Annotated in this window: 22 protein-coding genes; 8 read left to right on the forward strand and 14 right to left on the reverse strand. The window is 71.8% G+C overall.

Translation table 11 applies throughout. The features are described 5' to 3' along the window. Nucleotides 1–24 precede the first annotated feature (24 nt). Nucleotides 25–2,124, reverse strand: coding sequence for an alpha-amylase MalA (gene malA, locus N5096_RS09040; protein WP_267664107.1), 2,100 nt, complete (start codon nucleotides 2,122–2,124; stop codon nucleotides 25–27). A gap of 111 nt (nucleotides 2,125–2,235) precedes the next feature. Here malA and N5096_RS09045 point away from each other — a divergent pair, with 111 nt between their 5' ends. Further along, a complete protein-coding gene (locus tag N5096_RS09045; protein ID WP_267664108.1) occupies nucleotides 2,236–6,972 on the forward strand; it encodes a DUF7997 domain-containing protein in 4,737 nt (1,578 codons plus the stop codon). A 34-nt stretch (nucleotides 6,973–7,006) separates the two neighbouring features. Here the strand turns inward: N5096_RS09045 and N5096_RS09050 are convergent, their stop codons facing one another. Both N5096_RS09050 and N5096_RS09055 read right to left on the reverse strand, forming a co-directional pair. Beyond that, nucleotides 7,007–7,486 (reverse strand): DUF8009 family protein, encoded by a 480-nt coding sequence (locus tag N5096_RS09050; RefSeq protein ID WP_267664109.1) that lies wholly within the window; start codon nucleotides 7,484–7,486, stop codon nucleotides 7,007–7,009. Next, entirely contained in the window at nucleotides 7,479–9,317 is a 1,839-nt protein-coding gene (locus N5096_RS09055; RefSeq protein WP_267664110.1) for a MutS-related protein, read from the reverse strand. The genes N5096_RS09050 and N5096_RS09055 overlap by 8 nt, the downstream gene beginning before the upstream one ends. Before the next feature lie 100 nt (nucleotides 9,318–9,417). Between N5096_RS09055 and N5096_RS09060 the strand changes: the two genes are divergently transcribed. Next, on the forward strand, nucleotides 9,418–10,092 hold the full coding sequence (locus tag N5096_RS09060) for an MBL fold metallo-hydrolase (protein ID WP_267664111.1): 675 nt from the start codon (nucleotides 9,418–9,420) through the stop codon (nucleotides 10,090–10,092). Between the two features lie 32 nt (nucleotides 10,093–10,124). On the opposite strand, the gene N5096_RS09065 is transcribed toward N5096_RS09060, so the two are convergent. The 4 genes from N5096_RS09065 to N5096_RS09080 all read right to left on the reverse strand — a co-directional run bounded on the left by N5096_RS09065 (nucleotide 10,125) and on the right by N5096_RS09080 (nucleotide 14,730). Continuing rightward, nucleotides 10,125–11,273: an acyl-CoA dehydrogenase family protein gene (locus N5096_RS09065; protein WP_267664112.1), complete on the reverse strand. Its 1,149-nt coding sequence runs from the start codon at nucleotides 11,271–11,273 to the stop codon at nucleotides 10,125–10,127. A gap of 61 nt (nucleotides 11,274–11,334) precedes the next feature. Continuing rightward, nucleotides 11,335–13,191 (reverse strand): o-succinylbenzoate--CoA ligase, encoded by a 1,857-nt coding sequence (gene menE, locus N5096_RS09070; RefSeq protein WP_267664113.1) that lies wholly within the window; start codon nucleotides 13,189–13,191, stop codon nucleotides 11,335–11,337. 27 nt (nucleotides 13,192–13,218) lie between these two features. After that, nucleotides 13,219–13,653 (reverse strand): universal stress protein, encoded by a 435-nt coding sequence (locus N5096_RS09075; RefSeq protein WP_267664114.1) that lies wholly within the window; start codon nucleotides 13,651–13,653, stop codon nucleotides 13,219–13,221. 120 nt (nucleotides 13,654–13,773) lie between these two features. Continuing rightward, a complete protein-coding gene (locus N5096_RS09080) occupies nucleotides 13,774–14,730 on the reverse strand; it encodes a transcription initiation factor IIB (protein WP_137782622.1) in 957 nt (318 codons plus the stop codon). Between the two features lie 292 nt (nucleotides 14,731–15,022). Between N5096_RS09080 and N5096_RS09085 the strand changes: the two genes are divergently transcribed. Beyond that, nucleotides 15,023–15,424, forward strand: coding sequence for a DUF7961 family protein (locus N5096_RS09085; protein WP_267664116.1), 402 nt, complete (start codon nucleotides 15,023–15,025; stop codon nucleotides 15,422–15,424). A gap of 3 nt (nucleotides 15,425–15,427) precedes the next feature. Further along, a complete protein-coding gene (locus tag N5096_RS09090; RefSeq protein WP_267664117.1) occupies nucleotides 15,428–16,051 on the forward strand; it encodes an METTL5 family protein in 624 nt (207 codons plus the stop codon). A gap of 220 nt (nucleotides 16,052–16,271) precedes the next feature. Here the strand turns inward: N5096_RS09090 and N5096_RS09095 are convergent, their stop codons facing one another. From N5096_RS09095 to N5096_RS09105, 3 genes are all read right to left on the reverse strand, one after another. After that, nucleotides 16,272–18,116 (reverse strand): rhomboid family intramembrane serine protease, encoded by a 1,845-nt coding sequence (locus N5096_RS09095; protein WP_267664118.1) that lies wholly within the window; start codon nucleotides 18,114–18,116, stop codon nucleotides 16,272–16,274. Between the two features lie 89 nt (nucleotides 18,117–18,205). Beyond that, entirely contained in the window at nucleotides 18,206–18,484 is a 279-nt protein-coding gene (locus N5096_RS09100) for a UPF0058 family protein (protein ID WP_092563640.1), read from the reverse strand. A 113-nt stretch (nucleotides 18,485–18,597) separates the two neighbouring features. Then, the gene (locus N5096_RS09105) at nucleotides 18,598–18,816 is read right to left on the reverse strand and encodes a DUF7120 family protein (protein ID WP_267664119.1); all 219 of its coding nucleotides are present in this window, start codon (nucleotides 18,814–18,816) and stop codon (nucleotides 18,598–18,600) included. 321 nt (nucleotides 18,817–19,137) lie between these two features. Between N5096_RS09105 and N5096_RS09110 the strand changes: the two genes are divergently transcribed. Then, on the forward strand, nucleotides 19,138–19,788 hold the full coding sequence (locus N5096_RS09110; RefSeq protein WP_267664120.1) for a molybdopterin-dependent oxidoreductase: 651 nt from the start codon (nucleotides 19,138–19,140) through the stop codon (nucleotides 19,786–19,788). A gap of 67 nt (nucleotides 19,789–19,855) precedes the next feature. After that, nucleotides 19,856–21,223: an isochorismate synthase gene (locus N5096_RS09115; protein WP_267664121.1), complete on the forward strand. Its 1,368-nt coding sequence runs from the start codon at nucleotides 19,856–19,858 to the stop codon at nucleotides 21,221–21,223. A 23-nt stretch (nucleotides 21,224–21,246) separates the two neighbouring features. Here the strand turns inward: N5096_RS09115 and N5096_RS09120 are convergent, their stop codons facing one another. Continuing rightward, on the reverse strand, nucleotides 21,247–21,987 hold the full coding sequence (locus N5096_RS09120) for a proteasome assembly chaperone family protein (RefSeq protein ID WP_267664122.1): 741 nt from the start codon (nucleotides 21,985–21,987) through the stop codon (nucleotides 21,247–21,249). A gap of 122 nt (nucleotides 21,988–22,109) precedes the next feature. Here N5096_RS09120 and N5096_RS09125 point away from each other — a divergent pair, with 122 nt between their 5' ends. Together N5096_RS09125 and N5096_RS09130 are read left to right on the forward strand one after the other, a co-directional pair. After that, nucleotides 22,110–23,066 carry an RsmB/NOP family class I SAM-dependent RNA methyltransferase gene (locus tag N5096_RS09125; RefSeq protein WP_267664123.1) on the forward strand — a complete coding sequence of 319 codons (957 nt, stop codon included), beginning with the start codon at nucleotides 22,110–22,112 and terminating at the stop codon, nucleotides 23,064–23,066. Next, nucleotides 23,063–23,593 carry a DUF7122 family protein gene (locus N5096_RS09130; protein ID WP_267664124.1) on the forward strand — a complete coding sequence of 177 codons (531 nt, stop codon included), beginning with the start codon at nucleotides 23,063–23,065 and terminating at the stop codon, nucleotides 23,591–23,593. The genes N5096_RS09125 and N5096_RS09130 overlap by 4 nt, the downstream gene beginning before the upstream one ends. A gap of 70 nt (nucleotides 23,594–23,663) precedes the next feature. On the opposite strand, the gene N5096_RS09135 is transcribed toward N5096_RS09130, so the two are convergent. From N5096_RS09135 to N5096_RS09145, 3 genes are all read right to left on the reverse strand, one after another. Next, nucleotides 23,664–23,921, reverse strand: a complete 258-nt coding sequence (locus N5096_RS09135) for a hypothetical protein (RefSeq protein WP_267664125.1) — start codon at nucleotides 23,919–23,921, stop codon at nucleotides 23,664–23,666. A gap of 14 nt (nucleotides 23,922–23,935) precedes the next feature. Next, on the reverse strand, nucleotides 23,936–24,469 hold the full coding sequence (locus N5096_RS09140; RefSeq protein WP_267664126.1) for a DoxX family protein: 534 nt from the start codon (nucleotides 24,467–24,469) through the stop codon (nucleotides 23,936–23,938). 84 nt (nucleotides 24,470–24,553) lie between these two features. After that, complete coding sequence (locus tag N5096_RS09145) at nucleotides 24,554–26,068, reverse strand: DUF790 family protein (RefSeq protein ID WP_267664128.1); 1,515 nt, start codon at nucleotides 26,066–26,068, stop codon at nucleotides 24,554–24,556. Nucleotides 26,069–26,134: the final 66 nt, after the last annotated feature.

A 26,134-nucleotide genomic window follows, 5' to 3' on the forward strand; every position in this document is an offset into this window, starting at 1 on the left:
AAGCGTTGCGTCCGCGGGGCCGAGTCACTCCCCCGTCTCCCGGACGACCGCGACCTCCTCGGCGCGGATCCGCTCGGTCCCTTCGCCGTCGACGACGACGCAGGACTCGCCGGTGACCAAGTCGCGGTCCGCGTGGTCGGCGTCGACCGCGACGCTCGCCGTCTCCGGGGCGAAGTTGAGCACGACGAGAAGCGACTCCTCGCCGTCGCTCCGACGGAACGCCACCGCGTCGTCCGGGTGGATGTTCCCGCTGGCGACGATCGGCCGCTCGGAGAGGTCGCCGCTGGCGACGTGGTACCCCACCCGTTCGAGGTCGCCCTCGGGCCCGAGCGCCGGGTGGTCGGTGCGCGTCGTGAGCAGGCGCTCGTAGCGCTCGCGGACCTCGTCGCGCGCGTGGTCCCACGCGATCGCATCGCGGCGGCCGCGCTGGCCGATCTCCTGGCCGGCGTACACCATCGGCACGCCCGGAAGCGTCATCGTGGCGGCGGCCGCTGCGGCCGCCGCGGCGTCCCCGCACTCGACGCGGTAGCGCGTCTCGTCGTGGTTCTCGATGTACTGGAGGAAGCCGGCGTGGTCGGGGAAGCCGATCTCCGAGCGCTGGTCGATCGCGTCGAGCAGCGAGGCGGCGGGCTCGGCGCCGCGGCCGACCTGCCGGAGCTGGAAGTACAGGGTCGCGTCGAAGTGGACGTCGAACATCCCCTCGTGGAAGCCGGGGATGTACGGGATCGTCTCGTCCATCAGCAGGAACTCCCGGTCCTTGGCTTTCACCCGGTCACGCAGCTCGCGCCAGAAGGAGTCGGGCACGGCCCACGCCATGTCGCAGCGGAAGCCGTCCACGAGCGGGGCCCACTCGTCGATCACGTCGAGCAGGAAGCGGCGCACGTTGAGGCTGGCGTGGTTCAGGTTCGCGATCAGCTCCCAGTCGAAGTACGTGCCCGGCTCGCCGGACTCCTGCCACTCGAAGCGGTCGCGGTACGGCGAGTCGGGATTCCGGTAGGCGTCTCGGAACCACTCGTGGTCGCGCGCGGTGTGGTTGGCGACGAAGTCGAACAGCACCCGCATCCCGTGGTCGTGGGCGGTCTCGACGAGCGCCTCGTAGTCGTCGCGGTCGCCGAGGTCCTCGGCGACGTCGAAGAAGTCGACGATGTTGTAGCCGTGCGGCTTCCCGTCGTGCCCGAGGACGGGCGTGAGCCATAGCGTGTCGACGCCGAGGTCGGCGATCCGGGGGATCCGCTCCGCGATGGCCTCGAACGCCTCGCCCTCGTCGGCGTCGGCGAACGTCCGGACGTACACCTCGTAGACGGTCGCGTCCGTCGTCCACTCGGGCGGCTGGTTGAGTCGGACGGTCTCGAAGGCGGGGCCGTCGGCTCCGGTCGGGGCCGTCAGGTCCGGAGCGGCGGGCTCGATCCCGTCCGCGGCCGTGAGGCCGCCCCGGTCGACGCGCTCGACCGCGACCGCGTCGGCGACGCTCACCCGCTGTTCGCGCCCGGGCTCGCGAGCGACGGCGACCCCGTGGACGCGGAGGCGGTCCGGCACCGCGTCGGCCGGGACCCGAAGCGCGCGCCCGTCGTCGGTCGTCCGGAGCGCGTCGCGGGGGTTCCGCCGCCCCTCGGCGACCGCCGCCTCGACGTCGCGGTCGTCGACGACGAAGTCGACCGCGAGCGCCGACGCGTCGAGGGCGGACTCGGGGTTCGGCTCCGGCGTCGCCCGAACGACGACCTCGGCCCCCTCTTCCGCCTCTTCGACGGTCGCGTCGAGCCGGACCCGCGGGCGTCCGACGCCCTCGTGGGCGCGCTCGGCGCCGTAGTCGATCTCGGCGTGGTCGGCGTCGCGGTCACGGATCGCGGTCCCACTCCCGCCGGCGACGTCGGCGCCCTCGTAGCTCGCCGCGAACGCGCGTACCGTCAGGAGGTGGTCGCCGTCGGGCGCGTCGAGGCCGATCCGGTACCGGCCGGGCACGTCCGGCGTGAACTCGGTCACGGACTGTTCGCCCACGGTCGACTCGCTGTCCGGCGGCGCGTCGGCGACGCGCCAGTCGTAGTTCGCCGCCGGGTCCGGGTCCCGCGGCGCGAGCTGGGTCGTCTCCCCGGTCGAGAGGAATCGGGGGGGTCCAGGGTGGTGCATGTGCCATCCATCGGCACCCGGGGTATTTGTTGTTGCCCTTGGGTGATCCCGCTCGGACGGACTCATCGCCTCGTTCGTCAAGGCTTTTAGCCCGGGAATCGCAAAGCGACTATGCGACTGCGAACCGCTCTCACGGAGCACGAACGTCGGCGCGGCGAGCGCTATCCGGCGGAGCGTCCCACGACCGCCGGCGCGTTCACGGGCGACGACGGCCGTCTGGTCCACGTCGGGCCCGACGGCGCCGTCCACGACTGTTCGTACTCCCTGTCGGGAGTCGGCGGGGCCGACCGCCTCCGAATGGGGATCACGGCCGGCCGCGGCGTCCGCTGGTTCGACGACCTCACGACGACGCGCCAGCACTACGACGATGACACGCCGCTCGTCGAGACGGAGTACGACGCGGGCCGATACACGGTCCACCAGTTCGACCTCGTCGTGAGCGACACACACCTCACGCACGTCGAGCTGCGCGGCGCGCCGCCCGCCGACGCCGAGCTCGTCGCCGCCTGCGCGTTCTCGCCCGACATGGTCGAGGGCCGCGTCGGCAACCTCGTCCACGAGGAGGCCGGGCCGGACGACGGGAGCGTCGTCGAGGTGTACCACCGGACCGAACACGACTTCCTCACGGCGTCGACGGGGCTCTCGGCGGCGCACGGCCAGCGGCTCCGCACAATCACGGAGCTCCTCGGCGAGGACGGGGCCGGGTTCCCCCACCGCGGGGAGATCGACCAGCGCGAGGACTCGCGGCTCACCCCCGACGTCGTCGTCCGGGCGCCCTTCGAGCGCGACGGCCGGACCGAGCGCGTCACGCTGGCGAGCCGAGCGATCGTCGACCGTCGGGAGACCCGCGAGACGGGCGACGACGCGATGGACGCGCTCTCCGAGGGGCCCGACCGCCAGCGTCGGATCGAGGAGCTCTCGCGGATCGCGACCGCCTACCCCGACGCCGCCGACCTCCGCGAGGCGGCCGCGGGCCGGGGGCCGACGGTCCCCGAGGACGTGCCGCGGCGGGACGTGATCGCGAGCGACCTCCGCGCGCTCGACCTGCTGACGGCCGAGTCCGGCGCGCGGATCGCGGCCCCCGAGTTCGACCCCTTCTACTCGACGTCCGGCGGGTACGGCTACACCTGGTTCCGCGACGAGGCGGAGACCGCGACGGCGCTCCTGAGCGCGAGCGAGGAGATCGGCCTCGACGCCGACGAGGAGCTGCTCGCGACCGCGTCGTTCTTCTGCCGCACCCAGGACGCCGACGGCTCGTGGCCCCACCGCGTGTGGGCCGACTCCGGCAAGGTCGCCCCCGGCTGGGCGAACGCCCGGATCGAGGGCGCGAACGGGACCGCCGGCCCGAACGACCAGCTCGACCAGCCGGCCTCGGTGGTCGCGTTCCTCGCCCGGCTCCGCCGAACGAGCGACCTCCCCGAGGAGTGGCGCGAGCGGATCGACGGGACGATCGCCGACGCGGTCGCGTTCCTCCGCGAGACGACCGAGGACGACGGGCTCCCCCGGCGGTGTCAGAACTGCTGGGAGAACGCCCTCGGGCGGTTCACCCACACCGGCGCGGCGTATCTCCGCGCGTTCGCCGCGGTCGCCCGCGCGCCGGTCGACGACGAGACGCGCGTCGCGGCGGCCGCGGCGGCCGACGACGCGCTCGCCGGGCTCGACGACCGCTGGAACCCGGACACCGAGCGGTTCCCGCAGCGCGCGAGCGAGGAGAGCCGCGACGACCGCGCGGACGCCAGCACCTTCGCGCTCGCCGGCGCGGCCGTCGAGTATGCGGCGCTTCGCGAGGAGCGCGCGGACGTCGACGGCGCGGTCACCGAGGGCTCGAGCGCGCCGGTCGCGACGGCCGACTTCGAGGCGTTTCTCGACCGCGTGGAGAGCCACGTGCGGAACTCGATCGAGGCGCTACACCGGGAGACGGCCGACGTCGAGGGGCTCGTCCGGTTCGTCGGCGACGACTGGCGCACGGCCGAGCAGGGCGGCGCGAAGGTCTGGTCGATCGCGACGCTGTGGGGCGTGACGGCGGCCGCCTCGCTCGGCGGACTCGTCCGCGAGCGCGACGGCGACGCGAGCCGGCTGTTCGGGGCGGCCCGCGACCTGTACGCGCTCTGTGAACCCGACGGCCCCTTCGTCAACGACGCCGGCCTCTTCGCCGAGCAGGCGTTCGACGACGGCGACCTCGACAGCGCGACGCCCGTCGGGTGGTCGCACGGACTCCGGATCGAGGCCACGGTGACGCTGGCGAAGCACGGGGCGCTGCCGGTCCCGCACGACCGACCGACCGGGCCGGGCGAGGCGCCCCACTGGACGACCGGCCGGAAGTTCGGCGTCGGTACCCCCGCAGACCACGAGGCCGACGACCCGGTGCCGGTCTGGTTCACGCTGACCGAGGGCGCGCTCACCGAGGCGCGCTTCCCGCGGATCGACGTGATGAACGTCCGGACGTTCGACTTCCTCGTCGCCGACCCGGAGACGGGGTACACGATCCGGACCTTCGACGAGACGAGCCACGTGACGGCCACGGAGACCGTCGAGCGCCGCACGGAGCCGACCGTCGACGACGCCCTGGCGTACACCCAGACGATCCGGGAGACCGGCGACGGCCACGGCCACGAGTGGACGCTCACCGTCGAGTACGCGGTCGACACCGACGGCGACGCGATCCTTGCGGACGTCGAGTTCGAGGGCGGCCGCGAGTACGACGTGTACGCCCTCGTCGACACGACGATCACGAACGTCGGCACGAACGACCGCGGCGACCGCGTGGGCGACGCCGACGGCTACCACCTCCTCGCGCGCAACGACGACGCGACCGACCGGGGCACGGGCAAGCTCGTCGACGACGACGGCGACTCCTTTGAGGTCGCGCTCGCGCTCGCGAGCGAGAGTCAGTTCGAGTGGGCCAGCGTTCTCGCGGCCGGGGGGAGAGACGCGAACGCCCTGTTCGGCGAGGGAGAGCGGGGCGAGGGCGCCGCCGAGGCGACGGGGAACGTCGTGCTCGCCGGCCTCGTCGGGAGCGGGACCGCCGTCTCCGACACGGTCGCGCTCGGCTTCGCGGAGAAGGCGGACACCGCGGCCGCGCTCGGCGAGGCCCGCGGCGCCATCTCGCGCGGCTTCGACGACGTCGCCGACTCGTACGTTGAGTCGTGGCGCGACTGGTTCGTCGGTCGGGAGTTCCCCGACTCGGTGACCGGCGACGCGGCGCTGGAGACCCAGTACCGCTTCGCGCTGATGACCCTCGCGGCCGTGGAGGACAAGCGGCACGACGGCGCGGGGATCGCCAGCCCGTCGGTGCCGTGGGGCGAGACTGAGTACGCCGCCGAGGACCGCGGCTACGGCTACAACTTCGTCTGGTCGCGCGACCTCTACCAGGTGTTCACCGCGCTGATCGAGGTCGGCGAGGTCGACCGCGGCGCGAACGCCCTGGCCTACCTCTACAACACCCAGCAGGACGCGGACGGCTTCCTCCCGCAGAACACCTACATCGACGGCCGCACCCGCTGGGGCGGCGAGCAGATGGACAACATCGCGTTCCCGTCGGTGATGGCGTGGCAGCTGTACGAGCGCGGGGTCGCCCCCGACGACGCCGACTACACCTACGACCAGGTCCGGCGCTCGCTCGGCTATATCGCGAGGAACGGCCCCGAGACGGCTCAGGAGCGCTGGGAGGAGGAGGCCGGCTTCTCGCCGTCGAGCATCGCCGCCGAGATCGCCGGGCTCGTCTGCGGCGCCGCGCTCGCGCTCGGGGAGGCCGATCGGATCGAGTCGGGCGGCAGCGGTGCGGCCGCCTTGGGCGGCGACCCGGCTCCGAACGGGCTCCGCGCAGACGCGCTCGCGTGGCTCGGGCTCGCCGACGACTGGGCCGCGCGCGTCGAGGAGTGGTGCGCGACGTCGACCGGGACCGAGCGCCACGCCGACACGCCGTACTACCTCCGGGTCACCGCCAACGGCGACCCCGAGTCCGGCCGGCCGCGGACGATCGCCAACGACGGGCCGACCTACGACGAGCGGGAGATCGTCGACGGCGGCTTCTTGGAGCTCGTCCGGCTCGGCGTGAAGCCGGCGGACGACGAGGCGGTCCGGAACTCCGTCTCCGTCGTCGACGATTCGATCCGCGTCGACACGCCTCACGGCCCCGCGTGGTACCGCTACGTGGGCGACGCCTACGGCGAGATCGCCGCCGGCGACCCGGGCGCGCCGTGGGCGGGCACCGGCGACGGCCGCGGGCGGCTGTGGCCGATCTTCACCGGCGAGCGCGGGGAGTACGAGCTCCGCGCCCGCGCCGACGGCCCAGACGCCTTCGGCGGCACCGACGAGGACGCCCTCGAACCCGACGCACTCTTGGAGACGATGGCCGGGTTCGGCAACTCCGGGCGGATGCTCCCCGAGCAGGTGTGGGACCGCGAGCACCCGACCGACTACGGGTGGGAGTTCGGCGAGGGAACCGGGGGGGCGACCCCGCTCGCGTGGACGATGGCCGGCTACATCCGGCTCGCCCACGGCGTCGACGCCGGCGAACCGGTCGAGACGCCCGACGCGGTCCGGGGGCGTTACGTCGAGCGCGACCGGCCCGCGGGCCCCGACCTCACCGCCGCCGTCGAGTACGCGGGCGAGGACCTCGTGATCTCCGGCGAGACCGACGGCGGCGCGGTCGCGGTGTACGCCGCGAACGGCTCCACGCTGGCGACCCCCAACGACGGCGAGTACGAGGTCCGGCTCGACGCCGACCTCGACGCTGACACAGTGGTCGTCGCGGCGGCGACTCCCGGTGAGGCGGCGGACGGCGACGAGTCGTCCCTCGGCGACTTCGCCGGCGCCGGCACGTCGGTCGAGCGGCTGCGGCTGTAGCGGACCCGCGATCTTTTTAAAAGAGCGGCCGGAGTCAACCGAGCGCGGTCACGGCTATCTCGCAGGTCGCGTTCCCCTCGCCGTCGCTTCCGGCGGCGACTCCGATCGCGATCGATTCGACGATCGATCCTCGGACTCGCTCCCGCCACCCTTCGACGGCCTCCTCGTGGAGCTCGCGGCGCGTCTCGACGTCGGCGTCGGGGTGCGCCGCCGCGGTCTCGTCGGCCTCGGGGTACGCGGGGACCTCGCCGACGAGGTCTCTGGGGTCGACGTGGATCGGGGCCGGCGAGTCGGCGTCGCCCTCGCCGGTGCCGGGGACGTCTCCGTCGGCGCTGGGGACGTCCTCACCGATCGCGTGCAGCCGGGCCCGCATCCGACCCGAGAACGGCGGCGTCACGCGGAGGACGACCTCGCGGTCGCTCCGAAGGGTCGCTTCGAGGGCGCTCGCGACGTCCTCGCGGTGGACCGCGATCGACCGGATCCGGTCGGGGGTCCCCCTCTCGCCGTCACTCATGCTCACCCGTCCACTCCGCGTCCGAGAGGGTGCGCTGGACGGCCTCCTCGCCGACGGCGCCGGCGAGGTGCTCGAAGCCCGCGCGGACGCCGCGGTCGCTCGCGTTCGCGACGAGCCGCGAGACGATGAACTCCGGGGTCGACTTCCCGATCGTGCCGAAGCGGGGCTGGTAGTCGACGCGCAGCTCCAGGTCGCTCGTGAGCCCCTCCGCGAAGATCCCGTCGATCCGGGCGGCGTCGGGCAGCGGGCTCAGGTCCTCCGCGAGATGCGTGACGTACACGCCGAGCGCCCCTCGGTCGACGGTGAGCGTCACGAGCCCGTTTAAAAGGTCCGCGGCCCGCCCCGGCTCCGTGATCGCCTCGAACTCGTCGACGAGCATCAGCGTCCGCCCGTCTTCGACCAGCGGCGGGACCACCGACTTCAGCGTCGACTCCAGCACCCCGGCGTTGAAGGAGGCGTGTCGGCGGTGGAAGACGATCCGGTCGAACGCGCCCACCTCCGCGGCCTCCGCGGGCACCGGGAGCCCCATCGACGCGAGCAGCGCGACCGCACAGACCGTTTCGAGGAGCGTCGTCTTCCCGCCCGAGTTCGCGCCCGTGAGGACGCTCACCCGGTCGCCGGTCGGCGGGGCGTCGGCGCTCGCGACGCCCGCCCCGTCGGCGAGCGAGTGCGTCCCGACCGCGTACGACACCGGCTGGACCTCGCCGGCGACGAAGAGATTTCGGGCGTTCCGCACCGCGACCCCGTCGTCGACGAGGGTCGGCCGGACCAGGTCGCGGGCGGCCGCGAAGCGCGCGAGCGAGAGCAGGAACGCGGCGTCCGAGACGGCGGCGACCGCGCGGGCGACGTGGCCGCCCCGTTCGCCGCCTCCGCCGTCTTCGTCCCCTCCCGCACCGACCCCCCCGATCCGCTCGCGGATGTCGGCGGCGACCGCCGCCTCGCGCTCTCCGACCGCCCCTTCCAGCTCCGCCACGAGGTCGCGGAGGGTGGCCGAGACGAAGTCGGCGGCGTCGAGCGCGTCGTCCGGGGCGACCGAGCGCACCGTCGCCGGGTCGACGCCGGTCTCGCTCGCGACGTGGTCGATCGTCGCGGCCTCCAGCGCCTCGAAGTCGCGCAGCGAGCCGTCCCGGACCGCGTCGAGCACGTCGAACGCGGAGTTCTCCAGCCCCTCGGCCGCGTCGAGCCGGTCCCGAAGGCGGTCCAGCTCCGCGTCGGCGCCGCGGGCGATCTCGATCGCGCCGTCGCCGTCGACGCTCGTCGGGTCGACCGGGCCGCGCACGTCCGCGAGCGCGTCGGCGGCGTCCCGCAAGGCGTCCGCCTCCAGGCCGCCGACCGCCTCGAACGGCCCCTCGTCCAGTCCGGCCTCCCGCAGCGCGAGGGCCGTCTCGACGGCCGCGAGGTCCGAGCCCTCGGCGTCGTCGTAGGCGTCGAACGCCTCGACGACGCGCTCCCGGTCGGCCTCGGCGAGCCCCTCCCACGCGTCCCGCGCGGCGACCACGCTATCGAGTCGGTCTTCGACCGCGTCTCGATCGGCGAGCGGCGTCAGCACCCGGATCCGGTCGGCAGCGTGGGCCGTCACGGCGTGGCTCGCGGCCAGCGAGAGCAGGTCGTCGTACACCGAGCGGGTGTCCCCCGTCGCGAGGACGTCCATGCCGGCCTCGCCGTTGGCCCGGCGGAGGATCCGAGTGGCTCGCCCCCGGTGGAGCCCGGCGTCGACGAGCGCCCGGACGTCGGCCGACTCGATCGCCTCGACCGCCCGCGAGGTCCCCAGCCCCGAGACGAGCCGTTCGCTCGTCTTCGGACCGATCCCCCAGTAGTCCTCGAGTCGCATACGTCGTGGTGTCCCCCCGGCGTCTTGGCGTTTTCGTCGCCGGGACCGCTCGCTCGCCCCGGCCGCCAGCGTCAAACCCCGCCGGTCGCTACGAGGCTCCATGGCGACGGAACTCGCGGACGGAGTGTGGCGGTTCGAGCTGCGCGGCGTCAGCGCCTACCTCGTCGACGACGGCGCCCCCGCGCTCGTCGACGCCGGGACGCCGTGGGAGGAGGCGGCGATCCGAGAGGGGGTCGCCGAGGCCGGCGTCGCCCTCGCGGACGTCGAGCGGGTGCTGCTGACCCACTACGACCTCGACCACGTCGGGACTCTCGCGGCGCTGACGCCGGAGCTCGACGCCACCGTGTACACCGGCGCGTTCGACGCGGCGCTCCTCCGGGGCGAGCGGTCGCCGCCGTGGCGGAACCACAAAGGCGCGCTCCAGCGGGTCGCCGGCCTGTTCACGACGCTGCCGGAGTTAGCGGTCGAGGCCGTCGCCGACGGCGAGCGGCTCGGCTCGTTCACCGCCTACCACACGCCCGGTCACACGCCCGGTCACGTCGCGTACGTGAGCGAAGATCTGGGCGTCGGACTGCTGGGGGACCTCGTCTCGGAGTCCGACGGCGCGCTGGAGCCCTCCGAGTGGGTCATCAGCTACGACACGGACGCGGTCTTGGAGAGCATCCGGGACCTCGCCGACCGCGCCCCCCCGTTCGAGGTCGCCTGCGTCGGCCACGGGAACCCCCTCTCGTCGGGCGGGAGCGAGGCGCTCTCGGCGCTCGCCGAGCGGATCTGAGGTAAAAACTCGACCGGTCCCGCGACGCCGACCTACCTGGACTGCTTGTAGATCAGGTTCCGCTGGATGTCGTTGGCGCCCTCGTAGATCACCGGGATGCGCACGTCGCGGTAGACGCGGGCGATCCGGCGGTCGGTCAGGATCGAGCGGCCGCCGTGGAGCTTCATCCCCCTCTCGGCGCAGTCGGTGGCGACCTCGGTGGATTTGGTCTTCGCCAAGGCGGCCCAGTAGCCCGCGTCCTCGTTGTCCGCGACCTTCTCGCAGGCGCGCCAGTTGAGCGCGCGCGCCGACTCGAAGCCGATCCGCATGTCGGAGAGGGTGTGTTGGACGGCCTGGAACTCGTTGACGGTGCGCCCGAAGGCGTTGCGGTCGTGGACGAACTCCTCGGCCTCCTCGATGGCCGCGGCGGCGAGCCCGAGCCCGTGTCCGCCGACGATCACGCGGCCGTGGTTGAAGAAGTCGGCGAGCACGTAGAAGCCGCCGCCCTCGCTGCCGACGACGTTCTCCTCGGGGACGAAGCAGTCCTCGAAGACGATGTGGCCCTGCTTGGAGGCGCGCATCCCCATCTTCTCGGGAATGTGCTCCGCCTCGTAGCCGTCCGAGTCGGTCTCGACGATGAACAGGGTGTAGTTAGAGTAGCGGTCCTCGCTCTCGCCGGTCTTGGCGTAGACGGTGAGCCAGTCGGCCTCAACCGCGTTGCCGACCCAGTACTTCTCGCCGGTGAGTTCGTACCCGCCGTCGACCTTCTCCGCCTTCGTCGTCATCCCCGCGAGGTCCGAGCCGGTCTCGGGCTCCGAGACGGCGAGCCCGGAGATCTGGTCGTTCTCCGCGACCGGGCGGAGGTACTCCTCCTTCTGTGCGTCGGTGCCGTACTGCTCGACCATCTCGGCGCCGAAGCTCGCGAGCTGGAGCGTGAGCGCGATGCCGGCGTCGGCGCGGTAGAACTCCTCCGCGATCGCGAGCACCTGCGCGAGGTCGAACCCCTTGCCCCCGTACTCCTCGCCGATGTCCTGCGCGACGAGGCCGGCGTCCATCCCCGCCTCCAGCACCTCCCACGGGTACTCGCCGGAATCGTAGTACGACTCCGCGTTCGGTGCGATGTGCTCGTCGGCGAACTCGCGGGCCTGGGCCTTCACGTCGCGCGCGTGCTCCGGCACGATGCTGTCGTCGAGTAGATCCATGACCGACCTGCGGGCTCCGCGGTCAAAACGTTCGTGAAACAACGAGAAATGTCGGGAGGGTTTATGAACCGGTCCCCGACTCCTCGGCGTCGACGGGTCCGTCGTCGCCCTCGTCGGAGTCGTCGCTCCCGTCAGCGATCTCGTCACCGCGACCGTCGTCAGCGTCTTCGTCCGGGTCGTCTTCCGCTTCGGTGTCGGTGTCGCCCCCAGCCGTCGCGGCGTCCGCGCTCGTGGTTCCCTCGGCGTCGTTGACCTCGGCGGGGTCACGCTCGGGTGCGTCACCCCCGTCGACTCCGTCGCCGTCGGCCGAGTCGGCGCCCGGAGGATCGGTCGGGTCCGCGGGCTCGAAGCCGGCCGTCTCCAGCTCGGGGTCGGGGCCGCCTAGGTCGTGGCCCCGGTCCCGAAGCGCCTCCCGGACGGCCTCTCGGTCGACGGTTCCCGAGACGGTCCGCGGGAGCTCGTCGGCGAGCGCCACCGTCTTAGGGAGCTTGAACCCGGTGAGCCGCTCCCGGGTGAAGGAGGCGAGGGCCGCCTCGTCCAGCGCCGCCTCCGCCGGGTCTTCGACCGCGAGCAGGGCGGCGACCCGCTCGCCCCACGTCTCGTCGTCGAGACCGACGACGGCGACCTCCTCGATCGCGGGGAACTCGCGGAGCACGTCGGCCACCTCGCCCGGCTCGACGTTCTCGCCGCCGGTGATGATCCGGTCGTCAAGCCGGTTGAGCACGAAGAGGTAGCCGTCCTCGTCGACCCGCCCCACGTCGCCGGTGTGGAGGCCGTGCGGACCGAACGAGGAGCGGTCCAGCTCGGGAGAGGCCTCGCCCCCGCCCTCCGGCCGACGCTCCAGATACCCGGGCGTCACCGTCGGGCCGTCGACGACGATCTCTCCGCTTTCGCCGGCCTCAACCGGCGTGCCGTCCTCGTCGACGACCGTCACCTCGGTGCCGAACAGGGGGCGACCGACGGTGCCGATCCGGTCCCGCGTCTGACGCGGCGTCGCGGTGGCGATCTGCGAGGCGGACTCGGTCATCCCGTAGGTGGGGTACACCGGGACCGAGTAGTCGCGGCAGCGCTCCAGCAGCTCGTCCGACGCCGGCGCGCCGCCGAGCAGGACCACGCGGAGCGTGTCCGAGAGGGTGCCGCGGCTGTCGAGCATCCGCTTGAGCATCGTCGGCACGAGCGAGACGCCGGTCACGTCGTACGTGTCGATGTCGTCGGCGGTGCCACCGGGGTCGAACCCGCCCCGGAGCACGAGCGTCGTCCCGTACAGCGCCGAGCGGTAGACCGGCGCGAGCCCGCCCATGTGGTGGAGCGAGAGGGAGACGAGCCAGCGGTCGCCGGGGTCGACCCCAAGCCGGAACGCGGAGGCGACGGCGGAGCTGTACACGTTGCCCGCGGTGAGCGGGACCGGCTTGGGCTCCCCCGTCGTGCCCGAGGTGAAGAGGACACAGAGGTGGTCGTCGCGCTCCCACTCGGGCGGGTCGACCGGTGACGGCTCGGCGTCGTGGACGGCGGTGACGGTCGGGTCCGCCGGGTCGTCGACGGAGAAGACGGGCGTGTCGCCGATGCCGTCGACGGCCGCCAGCGCGTCGTCTTCGGTCGGTTCCGCGCAGACGAGCGCGGAGAGCTCCGCCCGCTCGATCCGCTCGGAGAGCTCTCTCGGGGTGAGCTCCTGTCCGAGCGGGACGAACGTCGCCCCGATCCGCATCGCCGCGTGGACCAGTCCGACCGTTCCGACGTACGGCGGGGTGAGCACGCCGAGCCTGTCGCCCGCCTCGACCCCCTGAGCGACGAGGCGGCCGGCCGTCTCCGAGACGAGGCGGTCGAGGTCCGTGTACGTCCACGCCTCGCCGTCCTCGGCCCGGACGAGCGCCGCGTCGTCTGGGGAGGCCGCGACCCGCTGTGAGAGCCAGTCGCGCACGGGGGTCACCCCCGTCGCGGCGGCGACTCACTCATCGTTCGGTTGCCGGACGGTGAGGACCGGGACGTCCGAGGTCCGGACGACCCGCTCGGTGACGCTGCCGAGGAGGTACCGGTCGAGTCCCTTCCGCCCGTGCGTGCCCATCACGACCATGTCGATCGCGTGCTCGTCGACGTATTCCCGAATCGAGCGGTAGGCGGTCCCGCTGGCGACCGTCGACTCGCAGTCGACGCCGGCGCCCTCGGCGGCGTCCGCGACCCGCCCCGTGGCCTCTTTCCCCTCTGACTCGAGGGCGTCGACGACGACCTCGGCGCCGGCTTCGAGCGTCGAGTACGCTGCGCCGTCGACGACGTACAGCGTGTGGAGGGTGGCGCCGTACCGCTCGGCGAGGTCGATCGCGTGTTCGATCGCGGCGTCCGACGCGGGGCTGCCGTCGGTCGGAACGAGAATCTGCGAGTACATCTCACCGCCGGCTACGCCCGGTACCGATTAAAAACCCGATCACAGCGGGCCGACGTCGGTCCGGCGCCGGTCCGATCGCACGACCGCGCTCCGGAGACGGCCGTCTCGACGGCGTCGTCGTTAGCGGAAACCCATCGCTTCGATCTGCTCTTGATACCGGTTGCGGATGGTGACCTCGGTCACCTGCGCGACGTCGGCGACCTCGCGCTGGGTCTTCTTCTCGTTACAGAGCAGCGAGGCGGCGTAGATCGCGGCGGCGGCGAAGCCGGTCGGGGACTTCCCGGAGAGGAGCCCCTGCTCCGCGGAGACGTCGATTATCTCCGTCGCCTTCGACTGCACCTCCTCGCTCAGCTCCAGCGAGGACGCGAAGCGCGGGACGAACTGCTTCGGGTCGACCGGCTTCAGCTCCAGGCCGAGCTCCTGGGAGATGTAGCGATACGTCCGGCCGATCTCCTTCTGCGGGACCCGCGAGACGTCGGCGACCTCGTCGAGCGAGCGCGGGATCCCCTCCTGCCGGCAGGCGGCGTACAGCGCGGCGGTGGAGACGCCCTCGATCGATCGCCCGCGAATGAGGTCCTCGTTGAGCGCGCGTCGATAGATGACCGAGGCGACCTCGCGTACCGACCGCGGGACGCCGAGCGCGCTCGCCATGCGGTCGATCTCCGAGAGCGCGAACTGGAGGTTGCGCTCGCCCGCGTCCTTGGTGCGGATCCGCTCTTGCCACTTGCGCAGTCGATGCATCTGTGACCGCTTCTCGGAAGAGAGCGACCGGCCGTACGCGTCCTTGTCCTTCCAGTCGATCGTCGTCGTCAGCCCCTTGTCGTGCATCGTCTCGGTGATGGGGGCGCCGACGCGCGACTTCGACTGCCGCTCGGAGTGGTTGAACGCGCGCCACTCCGGGCCGCGGTCGATGTTCCGTTCGTCCAACACCAGGCCGCAGTCCTCGCACACGAGCTCTTGATCTGCGTCCGTGACGATCTCTTCCGAATCGCACTCCGGGCAGGAGAGCGTCTCCGTCTCGTCCGATTCTTGCTCGGTGTTCCGCTCTTGTTGACGCTGGCGGCTCGGACGTTCCATTATAAGATTTCTGGTTATTGGAGTATTTAAACCTTTGTCCGGAACCCGCGGGAGACGTCGGCCCGCGACCGCATCGCGTAACCGGCTTCGAACGAGTCCGTAGCGAGTGAAACGCCCGTCCACGCTGACGTTCCGCCGTCGGTCCCGCGCTCTCAACCGCCGTCGCCGCCGGGGGTCGAACACGAAATGTGACTGTCGCGGAGGGCGGTACTGGCGTCTCGCCGGTCGCTCTTAATCAATTACTACCAAGCATTCACAAAGACTTTTGTATAACCACGGCATATTGGATATCATGAGTACGACGCGGTCCGACGCGATCGAGGGGACGCTCCGCGGCTGTCGACCCGCGGAGATCGACCCGATAGTGATCGACGGCGACGACCTCGACAGCACCGCGCCCGAACACCTCCGTGACCTCAAGGCAGAGCTCTCGGCCCGCGGCTACCAGCCGGCGACGCTGTCGGTCGAGGCCAGCTTCGACTCCGAGGAGACGCTCGCGACCCAGCGCGAGGCCGACCGGCTCCGCGAGTTCGTCCGCGCCGCCTCGTTCCTCGGCGCCGGTCGGATCGAGGTCCGCGTCGACGAGGTCTCGGACCCGGACGCCGCGGAACCGGCGCTGTCGGCGCTGACCGAGCGCGCCCGCCGCGAGGGCGTCGAACTCGTCCGGGCCGACGGCGACCCGACCGCGGCCTGACGGATGGCGTCGAAGCGCTCGCTGGCGACGAAGCTCGGCGTCGTCGCCGGGTTCGACGAGCCGAGTCTCGCGCTCGAACAGTACCCCACGCCGCCCGACCTCGCCGCGCACGTCGTCCACCTTGCGGACCTCCACGGCGACGTCGACGGCCGCACCGTCCTCGACCTCGGCACCGGCACGGGGATGCTCGCGCTCGCCGCCGCCCTGCGCGGCCCCGCCCGGGTGTTCGGGGTCGAACTCGACCGCACCGCGTTGACCACCGCGGCCGCCAACCAGCGCCGGGTGGCCGCGAGCGCCCCCGTTCACTGGGTCCAGGCTGACGCGACGCGACTTCCCCTCTCCGTCCCGGACCCCGTCACGGTCGTGATGAACCCCCCGTTCGGCGCGCGGGACGGGAACCGGAACGCCGACCGGGGCTTCCTGGCGACGGCGAGCCGCGTCGCGACCGTCTCCTACTCGGTCCACAACGCGGGCAGCGAGGCGTTCGTGGAGGCGTTCGCGGCCGACAACGGCGGCGAGGTGACCCACGCGTTCGCGGCCGACTTCGCGATCGACGCGCAGTTCGACCACCACGAGGACGCGTCGCGCGACATCGACGCCGAAGTGTACCGGATCAAGTGGGCCTGACGGCGACGATCGTTTATAAATGAATGATTCGGTGGCGCGTGCCGGTGAGCGGCCGGAGGGCCGCGGACCGCACGCGCGAGGGAGCCGCGAACAGAGAGGGACCGGTAGTCACTCTCGCAGCCGGCGCTCCGCGCCGGCGAAGTGAGCGACGAGGCTGGGGAGGTGTGAGGTGCGTTGTTGTGCGGGGTGGGACTTTGGGGACCTTCACCGCGACTCCCCCCTACTGCCGTCCCTCGTATCGCTCTCGCGTCGCGATCCGCACCCGGGTCTCCCCGCGCTCCGCGAACACGGCGTCCTCCTCGTGGACGAGCGTCACCCCCCGTAGCGTCACCGACTCGTTGGCCGCGGGGAGCACCGACCGTTCGGTCTCGCCCTCGTACGCCACGCGCAGTTCGAACCCGCCCTCCACGGCCGCGACCGTGACGTTCCGCCCGTCGATCCGCGGCTCCGCCCGCGCCGACTCGCTCGTGAACAGCGTCGAGCGCGTCTCGTTCCGGACCGCGTCGACCCGGTACGTCGGGCCACCGTTCGCCGCGACCCAGCCGACCCGCTGGACCCAGACGGTCTCGCGCCAGCCGGTCCCGCCCACGTCGACGGCGCGGTAGCCCCAGAAGGCGAGGTTCCCGCGCGAGACCGCCGTGGTCCAGATCTCCCGGTCCGCGTTCTTCACGATCACCCCCGAGGTGTTGACGCTCGTCGAGCGGCCGAACGCCCGGACGTCGACGACGTTCACCGTCCGGTCCTCCACGTCCTCCGCGTACGTCACCTGGTACCCCTCGACTTCGACCGGATCGCCCGGGAGGTCCCCGTCGCCGACGGCGACGAGGTTCGGGACCACCCCCGGGCCGGCGACGACCGCCAGCGCCGACGCGAGCAGCAGGAGCCCGACCGCGGCCGGCGTGGCAGAGCGGATCGCCCCGCGGACCGTCGCGGACTCCGGCACGGCCAGATCGGGGCGCAGCGGCTCGTCTCGCCCCGCGACCGCGAGGGCGACGACCGCCGCGAGGACCGCGAGCAGGCCGAGGCCCACGGCCCGGTACAGCTCGTACCGCTGGTTCCCGAGATACCAGTACACCGCCCAGAGCCGGCGCGAGGCGCCGAAGAGGAGCACCGCGCCGAACGCGGCGAGCGCCGTCGTCCGTCGGCCCGCGCCCGCCTCGTCGACGTCGGCGTCGCCCCCGCGTCGCCGCCGGACGAGCCAGGCCGCCGCGAGGGCCCCGGCGATGAGCCCGAGCGCGTGGCCCTGGATCGCCACGTTCGCCCATCCCGGCGGGCCGTAGAAGCCGCTCGCCTCGGCCGTGACGACTGGGTTCCGGAGCGTCTCGGAGGCGACGTCCAGCAGCGTCGCGCCCGTCAGCGCCGCGATCGTTCCGACCGGGTAGAAGACGAGCGCGAACCCCCACAGCGCGAAGACGACCCCCGAGAACCCGATCACCGGTCCCAGCGCGAACAGCGCGGAGACGACCCCGAACGCCGCCATCGCTCCCGGCACGACCGCGAACGCGCGGACGTAGGGGCTCTCGCCGAGCGAGTCGCCTTCGGCGAGCGACGCGAGCGCCGAACGGGCGACGCGCCCCGGCTCCGACGCGGCGAGCCCCTCCGCGCGGACCCGCCGCAGCGACTCCCGTGACGGGAGCGCGGATCGCAGCGTCCCCGTCTCGTCGTCGACTTCGCGACCGCCCGGAAAGTGCCCGTACGCGTACTCGGCGACTCCGCCGGCGACGAGCGTCGACAGGAGGTTCCCGGTGATGTGCCCCCGGTTGGCGTGCGCGAAGCTCGACCAGAGGAGTCCCTCCGGGTAGAGGTACGACCACGAGCGGAACGGGATCACGACGGGCCGATCGGGGTTCTCCAGCCCGCTCTGAACGAAGAGGTACACGCAGATGACGCCGGCGACGGCGACGAGTGTCCCCCACGGCACGCCGAGCAGGAAGCGCGAGCGGAGCGCCCGCGTCCACGCGCCGCTCGGGCGGTCCGTCTTATAAGCGACCGCGAGCGCGACGGCGACGAGCGCGCCGCCGACCGCGAGGTGGGCGGCGTCCGACGTCAGCGCCTCGGCGACCATGTGCAAAACGGAGCGGTCGACCGCATATCAATCCGCGGGTCGGCCGGTCCGAGAGCCCCCGGTGGCGCCCGCGAGACGAAGTCGAACCCTCAGATCTTGTTCTCGGCGTCGTCCGCGAGCTCCTCCATCCGCTTGCCGACGCGGCCGGCGGGGGAGAACTCGTCCTCGCTCATCGCGTTCGCCAGCGCGTTGCCGAGCACGAACACGGCGTGTTTGTGCTCGCTCTTCGACTTGTGGACGTGCGAGGGGTCGACCTCCAGCTCGTCGTACGGGTCGAAGAGCGAGCCGTCGACGGTCTCGTGCGAGCGGAAGTGCTCCATGATCGTCACCATCTGTTCGTGGAGTTCGAGGAGCTCGTCTTTGTGCATACCCTCTGATACGGGTCGTAGACCCTTTAAGCGTTGTTGAGGGGCATACGCACGGCTCAGAGTGTAGGCAGCCGCGACGAGCGGCGGGACGCGAGTCGCGGTGGGGCACCGACTCAGAACACGTACTCGTCTTCGTGGCCCATCATGCCCTCGTCCTCGAATCCGCCGGAATCGTCCTCGTCCTCTCGCGGACCGCTCGTCTTGAACGCCTTTATCCCCGTCGACAGGAGCTCTTCGACCGCCTCCTCGCGGTTGAGGAACTCCCCCTGCTCGACCATCTGAGCGATCTGCATCTCCAGATGCTCCGGCACGGTTATCTCTACTCGTGGCATTTCCTGCCCGGGAGTAATGGGAATGGGTATATAAATGTGGCGTCGATGATACGGCTATTAGAAATCACTCTCGGGCGATATCGGAAGTACGATTTGCGGATTTTTAACGATTCTTTCGATCACTGTAACTATTATAACTTCGCCGATGCTTGTGTGGCTTTTTCGGCCGGCGTGGTCGGCGGCGTGCGCAGCTGGGGTCGTCGGTCCCTCTCGCGACTACCGCTCTCGCGACTACCGCCCTCGACCGCGTCCACGACTGGGCCCCTCGACTGCTTCCGCGAGAGCGACATCCATACGTGCTACCGGGACGTACTGTGGATCATGACCGGATCCGGCGCCTCGGACGCAGCGGGCGGAACGGAGGTCGACGGCGAGACCGACGTCGAGGACCTCACGGGGCTCTACCGCCAGTACGGCGACGACCGACTCCCGCCGGGGCAGCGCGAGACCGACCGCTTCCCGGTGCTCTCGAAGAGCGGAACGCCCTCGTGGGACGCCGAGACGTTCGCGTTCGAGGTCTGGGGCGCCGTCGACGAGCCCCTCGCGTACTCGCTGTCCGAGTTCCGCGAGCTCCCGGCCGTCACCCAGCGACAGGACTTCCACTGCGTCACCGGCTGGAGCAGGTTCGACTGCGCGTTCACCGGCGTCGAGTTCGCCGAGATCGTCGACCGCGCCGGGATCGGCGACGACGTCGACCACGTCCTCTTCCACGCGCTCGACGGCTACACGACGAACCTCTCGCTGGAAGAGTGCGCCCGCGACGGCGTGCTGTTCGCCTACGGATTCGACGGCGACGACCTCCCCGCGGACCACGGCGGCCCGATCCGAGTCGTCACCCCGCACAAGTACGCTTATAAAGGCGCCAAGTGGGTCTCGGGGGTGGAGTTCCTCTCGGAGAAGGAGCTCGGCTACTGGGAGAAGCGCGGCTACAGCGACACCGCGAACCCGTGGAACGAGGAGCGGTACAGCTGACGACCGGCGCCGCACTCGACCCCTGGGATAGTCAGGGTAAAGGGGCCACGGCACCCAACTACGGGTAATGGAACGGGCGCGTTCGACGTCGGTCCCGCCCCTCGTCAGCCGCACGACCGAGGTCGACGCGCCTCCCTTCGCGGCCGCGTTCGACGCCCTCTCGGCACCGCGGACGACGTGGAGCGCGCCGGACGACGCCCTCGTCCTCGGGAGCGGCGCGGCCGCGACGCTGGCCGCGAGCGGTCCGGACCGGTTCGCCGAGATCCGGAGCGCCGCCGCCGACCTGTTCGACTCCGGCGACGTCCACGCCGGGACCGAGGCCGCACGCCCCCGGGTATTCGGTGGGTTCGCCTTCCACGAGGGGGCGTGTGACGGCGACCCGTGGGGGACGTTCCCGGAGGCGCGCTTCGTGCTCCCCCGGGTGCAGCTCACGTTCGCGGAGAACGGGGCGTGGCTCACGGTGAACGCCGCCGGACCGGACGCCGCCGTCGACGCGGTCGAGGACCGGCTCGCCGCGGAGACCGAGCGCCTCGCCGGGATCGACGACGGGAGCGACGCGGACGCCCCTCCGCGTCCCGGTATCGCCGAGACCCGCCGGACCACGAGCCGCGCGGCGTGGCGCGCGAGCGTCGAGGCCGCGGTCGACCGCATTCGCGGCGACGACTTGCGGAAGGTCGTCCTGGCGCAGGCGCTGGAGGCGGACCTGGCGGGCGAGTTCCCGCTGGCGGCGACGCTGGAGCGCCTCGCGGGGAAGTACCCGGACTGCCACCGCTACTGCTTCGAGCCCGACGGGGGCGGGAGCGCCTTCTTCGGCGCGACCCCGGAGCGGCTGGTCTCGCTGCGCGGGCGGACCGTCGAGACCGACGCGCTCGCGGGGACGACGGGACGGGGAGAGACGCCGTCGGAGGACGAGTGGCTCGCGCAGGAGCTGCTCGAGGACGCGAAGAACGTCCACGAGCACCGGCTCGTCGCCGACACCGTCCGCGAGCAGCTGGAGCCGTTCGCGGCCTCGGTGTCCGCCGGCGACCGCCGCGTCCGCCGGCTCGCGACGGTCCAACACCTCCACACGCCGATCACGGCCGAACTGGACGCCGACCGGCACGTGCTCGAGCTCGTCGAGGCCCTGCACCCGACCCCGGCCGTCGGCGGGCTCCCGCCGGACCGCGCCCTGGAGACGATCCACGAGACGGAGCCGTTCGAACGCGGCTGGTACGCCGCGCCGGTGGGCTGGATCGACGCCGCCGGCAACGGCGCCTTCGCGGTCGCGATCCGCTCGGCGGTCGCGACGCCGCGGCGGGCCACCCTCTTCGCCGGCGTCGGGCTCGTCGCCGACTCCGACCCCGACCGCGAGTGGGACGAGATACAGCTCAAGTACCGACCGATCCTCGACGAGCTGGAGGCCGGAGACGAGTCCGCGGGCGCGGGCGACGACTGAGGGTCTGACGACTCCCGCGCCGCTTACTGGAACATCTTCAGCGGCTCGGCCTGCGAGCTCTCCTCGGTGGCCCGCTGCATCCGCTCGGCGAACTCCTGTTTCGCCTCCCGGATCTCTTCCGCCTGGTCGACGAGCCCGTCGGTGTCCGTCTCCGTCCCCGCGATCGGGTCGATCCCCTCGCGGATGAGAATCCGCGCGGCCTCGGGGTCGGGGAACTGCGGGTCCGACTCGACGACGAGCCCGACGGCGTCGCGGCCGCGCTCCAGCGCCTCCGCGAGCATGGCGCCCGTCGGCCCCGAGACGAGGCCGGCCTCGGGCGGGTCCTCGACCTCGACGCGGTCGAGCCGGTCGCCGCCGTCGCCGGTCGCGAGGCCGTAGAGGGCCGGCGGCGCCTCTCCCTTCTCGCGTCCGAGCCCGGAGAGGAAGACCGGGAACGTCGCCGTCTCCGCGAACCAGCTCTCCAGGCAGCCGGCGACCTCGGTCGCGGCGCCGGGCTTCACCGGGACGTCGCTGCGGAGCGCCACGAGGTCTCGCTCCGTGTCCACGTACAGCCGGACGGGCGTCGTCACCGCCGGGTTGTCCTCGCGGTAGACGGCCACCCGCGGGAGCCCGTCGCAGTGGACGTTCGCGTAGTGGTCCATCTCGTGCGCCTCGATCATGTGGTCCGTCGCGATCTTGCCGACGAGACCGACCCCGGGGAACCCCTCCACCAGCGTCGGCTCCTCCAGCGAGACGTCGTCGTCGAGGACTGAGATGCGTGCCATGCGTTCCTCTACTCCGGGCAGCGACCTAAAGGTGGGGCGCGAGGGAAGGCGAACGACCGCGATGGGACGTCCCGCCGCTCCCGTCCCGAAACCGACTAACGGGCCGGCGCGAAATGGAGGCCATGAACCCGTTAGAGCGGTACGAACCGCTCGTCGACGACGCGGCGGCGTTCCGCGCGGCCTGCGACCGGCCGCTGCCGTCGGTCGTCCGCGTCAACCAGATGGCGGCCTCGCCGGCCCGCGTCCGCGAGGCCTTCGACGAGGAGGGCGTCGCCCACGAGCCCGTGGGGTGGCACGACGGCCTCTTCCGGCTTCCCGACGGCAACCCCGGGGGGAACTGGCCGTACGTCCACGGCTGGACCCACGGGCAGGAGGAGGTGTCGGTGCTGCCCGGGCTCGCCCTCGACCCGCAACCGGGCGAGCGCGTCTGGGACGCCTGCGCGGCGCCGGGCAGCAAGACGACCCAGATCGCCGACGCGATGGACGACGAGGGCACCGTCGTCGCCAACGACAACAACCTCGGCCGGCTCTCCGCGCTCCGCCACAACGCCGAACGGCTCGGGATCACGAACGCGATCGTCACGAACCAAGACGCGCGCAACTTCTCGACGAAGCCGCTCGCGTTCGACGAGTTCGACCGCGCCCTCGTGGACGCCCCCTGCTCCTGCGAGGGGACCTGCCGCAAGAACCCGGACGTCGTCGACCAGTGGACCCTCGACCACGTCCACGCGGTCGCCGGGATCCAGAAGGGAATCCTGGCGCGCGCCGTGCAGGCGACCCGTCCGGGCGGGACCGTCGTCTACTCGACCTGCACGTTCGCGCCCGAGGAGAACGAGGCGGTGCTCGACCACGTGCTCGGCGAGGAGGCGTGCGAGATCGTCGATTCCGACCTCCCGGTCGACACCGTCCCCGGCGTCACGGAGTGGGACGGGGAGACGTACGACGAGTCGGTGACGCGCGCCCAGCGCGTCTACCCGCACCACAACGACACGGGCGGGTTCTTCTGTGCGAAGCTGCGCGTGGGCGGGGAAGACGAGGAGAGCGCCGGCGAGGCCGGCGACGGCGAGGTGGCCGCATGACCGACGACGCGCCCACGAACGACGGCCAGCGGTTCGACCGCCTCCCGGAGACCCCCGACGACCGCGAAGTCGAGGGGCGAGCGAGCCGGCGGGAGGTGCTCGACTGGTTCGAAGAGCGGTTCGGGATCGAACCGGACGTGTTCGAGGGGTACAGCTTCTGGGAGAAGGGCGCGGGGAAAGTCTGGATCTTCAACGGCGAGGCGACCGACCCCAGCGAGGTGGAGGCGATCGGGATGACCCTCCTCCGAACGCGACAGGAGCACTGGAAGCCGACGAGTCGGGCGGCCACCCGGTTCGGGCACCGCGCGACGACGGGCGTGATCGAGCTCAACCCCGAGCAGGCGTCCCGGTTCGTCGCGGGCGAGGACCAGGCCCTCCCGGCGTGGGACGGCGACTGGGGGTACCTGATCGCGACCCACGAGGTCGCCGGCGAGCGGGCGCCGATCGGGGCGGGGCTCTACCTCTACGACGAGCTCCGGTCGGTGGTGCCCAAGGGGAGCCGGGCGGACCTGCCGGTCGTCGAGTGAGCGGTCTCCCCGTTCCGCTTAAAAATTCGGTTCGTCGAAACGCCGGTGGCGCTCCGGCGTGACGTGCGGTTCAGATCGACGTGTCTCTCGGTGGCTTGGTGGCGAGGTTGGAGATCCCGTACGCCGCCAGCAGCACCAGTCCGAGCAGGATGGTGTACGACCGGACGCTGAGACTGATCACCGTCTCGTGGACGACCTGCCCCTCCCCAGACACCGGATGCGGCGCTCCAGCAATAATCTCCAGCAGCCCCATCCCGACCGTACCGACCAAGAGGAGCGCCGCGCCGCCGTACAACCCGATTCGTTCCATTGCGTTGAGTTCACTCATATCTTGTCACCTCGTTACCCTATCAGGTACCGCAGCCGCGGGTGGTCTCTGACGAACGACGTCTTCGCGAGGTAGGCGTCGACCCCGAGTACGCGCCCGGCGCCGAGCGTGGCGATCATCGCGAAGATCAATAGCCCCAGCAGATCGCCGGTGATCACGCCGTGGGCCCAGCCGCCGGTCTCGCCGTTGATGAAGTAGAAGAACGTCATCAGGAACGCCCCGAAGAACGCGGCGAGCCGGGTCAGCGCGCCGACGATCAGCCCCAACCCGATTAGGGTCTGTCCGAGCGGGACCATGACGTTGGTAAACGACAGCAGGATCCCGTCCGAGAACAGCGTGACGACCGGACCGAAGGTCGTCTGGGCGGCCGCGCCGCCCACGAACCAACTCGCGTCGAAGGGCCACCCGAGGAACTTGTCGAGGCCCGCGTGGAGGAACCACCAGCCGACGATGAGGCGCATCACGACGAGCCAGTAGGCGACCCGCGATTCCTCTACCGGGAACGATACGTCTCTGCCGAGCAGCTGTGTCTGAATGTTGGTAACCATGGGTTGCCCCAATCAGACAACTGGATTATTAAAGTATATAAAAGTATCAGCATTGTCATCTAAGAGGAATCCGCAGTCGCCACTCTACCCTTTCCGCCTGACCGTTCCCCCGCCGAGCCCCTCCCACTCGACGCGGTACCCGAGCGCCGAGAGCGTCGCGCTCGCGTCGTCGATTCCGTGCTCGTCGAACACCGCCTCCGCCTCGGACAGCGCGGTCCCGTCCGCCAGCTCGCCGGCGATCCGCTCCAGCACCGCCGGCCGGACCAGCGTCCGCCCCACGCGCTCGTGGTCGGGGAACGGGCCGTCAGCTATCGCCGCCTCGCCCACCCCGTACCGGTCGGCGAGGTCGGACAGCGCGAGCACGTCGTCGTCTGGAGCGAAGGCGTCGGGGAGGTGGGCGGCCGCGTCGGCGACGAACTCGGCCTCGTACTCGCGGAGCACGTCGACGACTTCCTTCACGCGGACGGCGCCGGAGTACGTCACCACTCGGTGGTCCCGCGCCGCGACCTCCTCGCCGACGCCGAGGCTCTCGTCGACCGCGACCAGCAGGTCGACGGCCTCCACGTCCGCGAGTTGGCCGAGCTTCTTCTCGACGTACTCGGGGGTCCAAAAGCCCATCACCTCGAAGAACAGCCGGAAGTCGGCGTGGTCGTAGTCGAACGCGAAGTCGGGGATCATCACCCGGCTTCCGGTCTCGAGCGGTTCCGGCTCGCGAACCAAGCTCCAGTCGAGGTCGAGCCCGCGGAACCGTCCGGCGAAGTCGGCCTCGACCCCGCTGTCGAAGTCGGGCTCCGCGACCGGCTCGACGCCCGGGACCGTCACGTCGCCGTCGGAGAGGCGCATAGTGCGCTCCCGGCCGCGGTCGTCGATCGTCGCTGTCAGCTCCCACTCCGCCGACTCCGCGACGGTCCGGAGCAGCCGCGCGAAGGCGGTCCCGTAGCGCCGGGTGCGCGAGAACAGGGCGTCGGGACCCGTGACGACCAGCTCGCGTCCCTCGGGGGTCTTCTCCAGTTCGTACATCAATCGGAGCCGCTTGACCGCCGAGACGAGCCGCTTCGGGTCGTTCGACCGCACCCGGACTTCGGTGGCGTCGAACAGGGCCGTCTGCGCCAGAGAGAGGTTGTACTGGGTCCGCAGCGAGTCCGGCCCCCACCGCACGTCGGCGTCGACGAGGACCTCGTTGACGTCGCGGTCGGCGTACAGCGACGCCTCGACGTCTCCGGAGTCGATCCCGAGCGCGTCGGCGGCGCGGTCGACCGCGGCCTCGCGCTCGGCCTCGCTCGCGACCCCGACCGCCTCCGCGGCCTCGAACGCGGCCCGCCGGACGCGACGCGGCGGAACCGGGGCTCGCGTCTCGAAGGCGCACTCGCGCTCGACGAGCGCCGCGAGCCCGCGGACGAGCTTGAAGTCGCCGCCGGAGTCGGCGGCGTCGGCCTCCAGCGCCGCCAGCGCGTCGTTGAGGTCGCCGCGCCGCTCCCCGGCGTGAGACTCGAAGGTCCCGAGCACCCGGGCCGCGAGCGGGCGGTGCTCGCGGGCGGCGAAGCGCGGGCGGTACCCGCCCCCGGCCCGCGAGACGCGTAGGAGGTCCTTGCGTAACACGGCGACTGCTACGCGAGCGCCGACCTAAAACCGGCCGGTTCCCGCGGTGCGACACGCTTAACTCCG

Origin of the sequence: Halorubrum yunnanense, from assembly GCF_026586675.1 — an archaeon.
Taxonomy (GTDB): Archaea; Halobacteriota; Halobacteria; order Halobacteriales; family Haloferacaceae; genus Halorubrum; species Halorubrum yunnanense.

Excerpts from the sequence above, each read along its gene's own strand:
- N5096_RS09055 (WP_267664110.1), bottom strand. The coding sequence starts at position 9,317 with ATGCGACTCGAGGACTACTGGGGGATCGGTCCGAAGACGAGCGAACGG.
- N5096_RS09105 (WP_267664119.1), bottom strand. The coding sequence starts at position 18,816 with ATGCCACGAGTAGAGATAACCGTGCCGGAGCATCTGGAGATGCAGATC.
- malA (WP_267664107.1), bottom strand. The coding sequence starts at position 2,124 with ATGCACCACCCTGGACCCCCCCGATTCCTCTCGACCGGGGAGACGACC.
- N5096_RS09050 (WP_267664109.1), bottom strand. The coding sequence starts at position 7,486 with ATGAGTGACGGCGAGAGGGGGACCCCCGACCGGATCCGGTCGATCGCG.
- N5096_RS09130 (WP_267664124.1), top strand. The coding sequence starts at position 23,063 with ATGACCGACGACGCGCCCACGAACGACGGCCAGCGGTTCGACCGCCTC.
- N5096_RS09065 (WP_267664112.1), bottom strand. The coding sequence starts at position 11,273 with ATGGATCTACTCGACGACAGCATCGTGCCGGAGCACGCGCGCGACGTG.
- N5096_RS09100 (WP_092563640.1), bottom strand. The coding sequence starts at position 18,484 with ATGCACAAAGACGAGCTCCTCGAACTCCACGAACAGATGGTGACGATC.
- N5096_RS09115 (WP_267664121.1), top strand. The coding sequence starts at position 19,856 with ATGGAACGGGCGCGTTCGACGTCGGTCCCGCCCCTCGTCAGCCGCACG.
- N5096_RS09060 (WP_267664111.1), top strand. The coding sequence starts at position 9,418 with ATGGCGACGGAACTCGCGGACGGAGTGTGGCGGTTCGAGCTGCGCGGC.
- N5096_RS09120 (WP_267664122.1), bottom strand. The coding sequence starts at position 21,987 with ATGGCACGCATCTCAGTCCTCGACGACGACGTCTCGCTGGAGGAGCCG.
- N5096_RS09085 (WP_267664116.1), top strand. The coding sequence starts at position 15,023 with ATGAGTACGACGCGGTCCGACGCGATCGAGGGGACGCTCCGCGGCTGT.
- N5096_RS09140 (WP_267664126.1), bottom strand. The coding sequence starts at position 24,469 with ATGGTTACCAACATTCAGACACAGCTGCTCGGCAGAGACGTATCGTTC.
- N5096_RS09110 (WP_267664120.1), top strand. The coding sequence starts at position 19,138 with ATGACCGGATCCGGCGCCTCGGACGCAGCGGGCGGAACGGAGGTCGAC.
- N5096_RS09135 (WP_267664125.1), bottom strand. The coding sequence starts at position 23,921 with ATGAGTGAACTCAACGCAATGGAACGAATCGGGTTGTACGGCGGCGCG.
- N5096_RS09090 (WP_267664117.1), top strand. The coding sequence starts at position 15,428 with ATGGCGTCGAAGCGCTCGCTGGCGACGAAGCTCGGCGTCGTCGCCGGG.
- N5096_RS09045 (WP_267664108.1), top strand. The coding sequence starts at position 2,236 with ATGCGACTGCGAACCGCTCTCACGGAGCACGAACGTCGGCGCGGCGAG.
- N5096_RS09080 (WP_137782622.1), bottom strand. The coding sequence starts at position 14,730 with ATGGAACGTCCGAGCCGCCAGCGTCAACAAGAGCGGAACACCGAGCAA.
- N5096_RS09075 (WP_267664114.1), bottom strand. The coding sequence starts at position 13,653 with ATGTACTCGCAGATTCTCGTTCCGACCGACGGCAGCCCCGCGTCGGAC.
- N5096_RS09125 (WP_267664123.1), top strand. The coding sequence starts at position 22,110 with ATGAACCCGTTAGAGCGGTACGAACCGCTCGTCGACGACGCGGCGGCG.
- N5096_RS09095 (WP_267664118.1), bottom strand. The coding sequence starts at position 18,116 with ATGGTCGCCGAGGCGCTGACGTCGGACGCCGCCCACCTCGCGGTCGGC.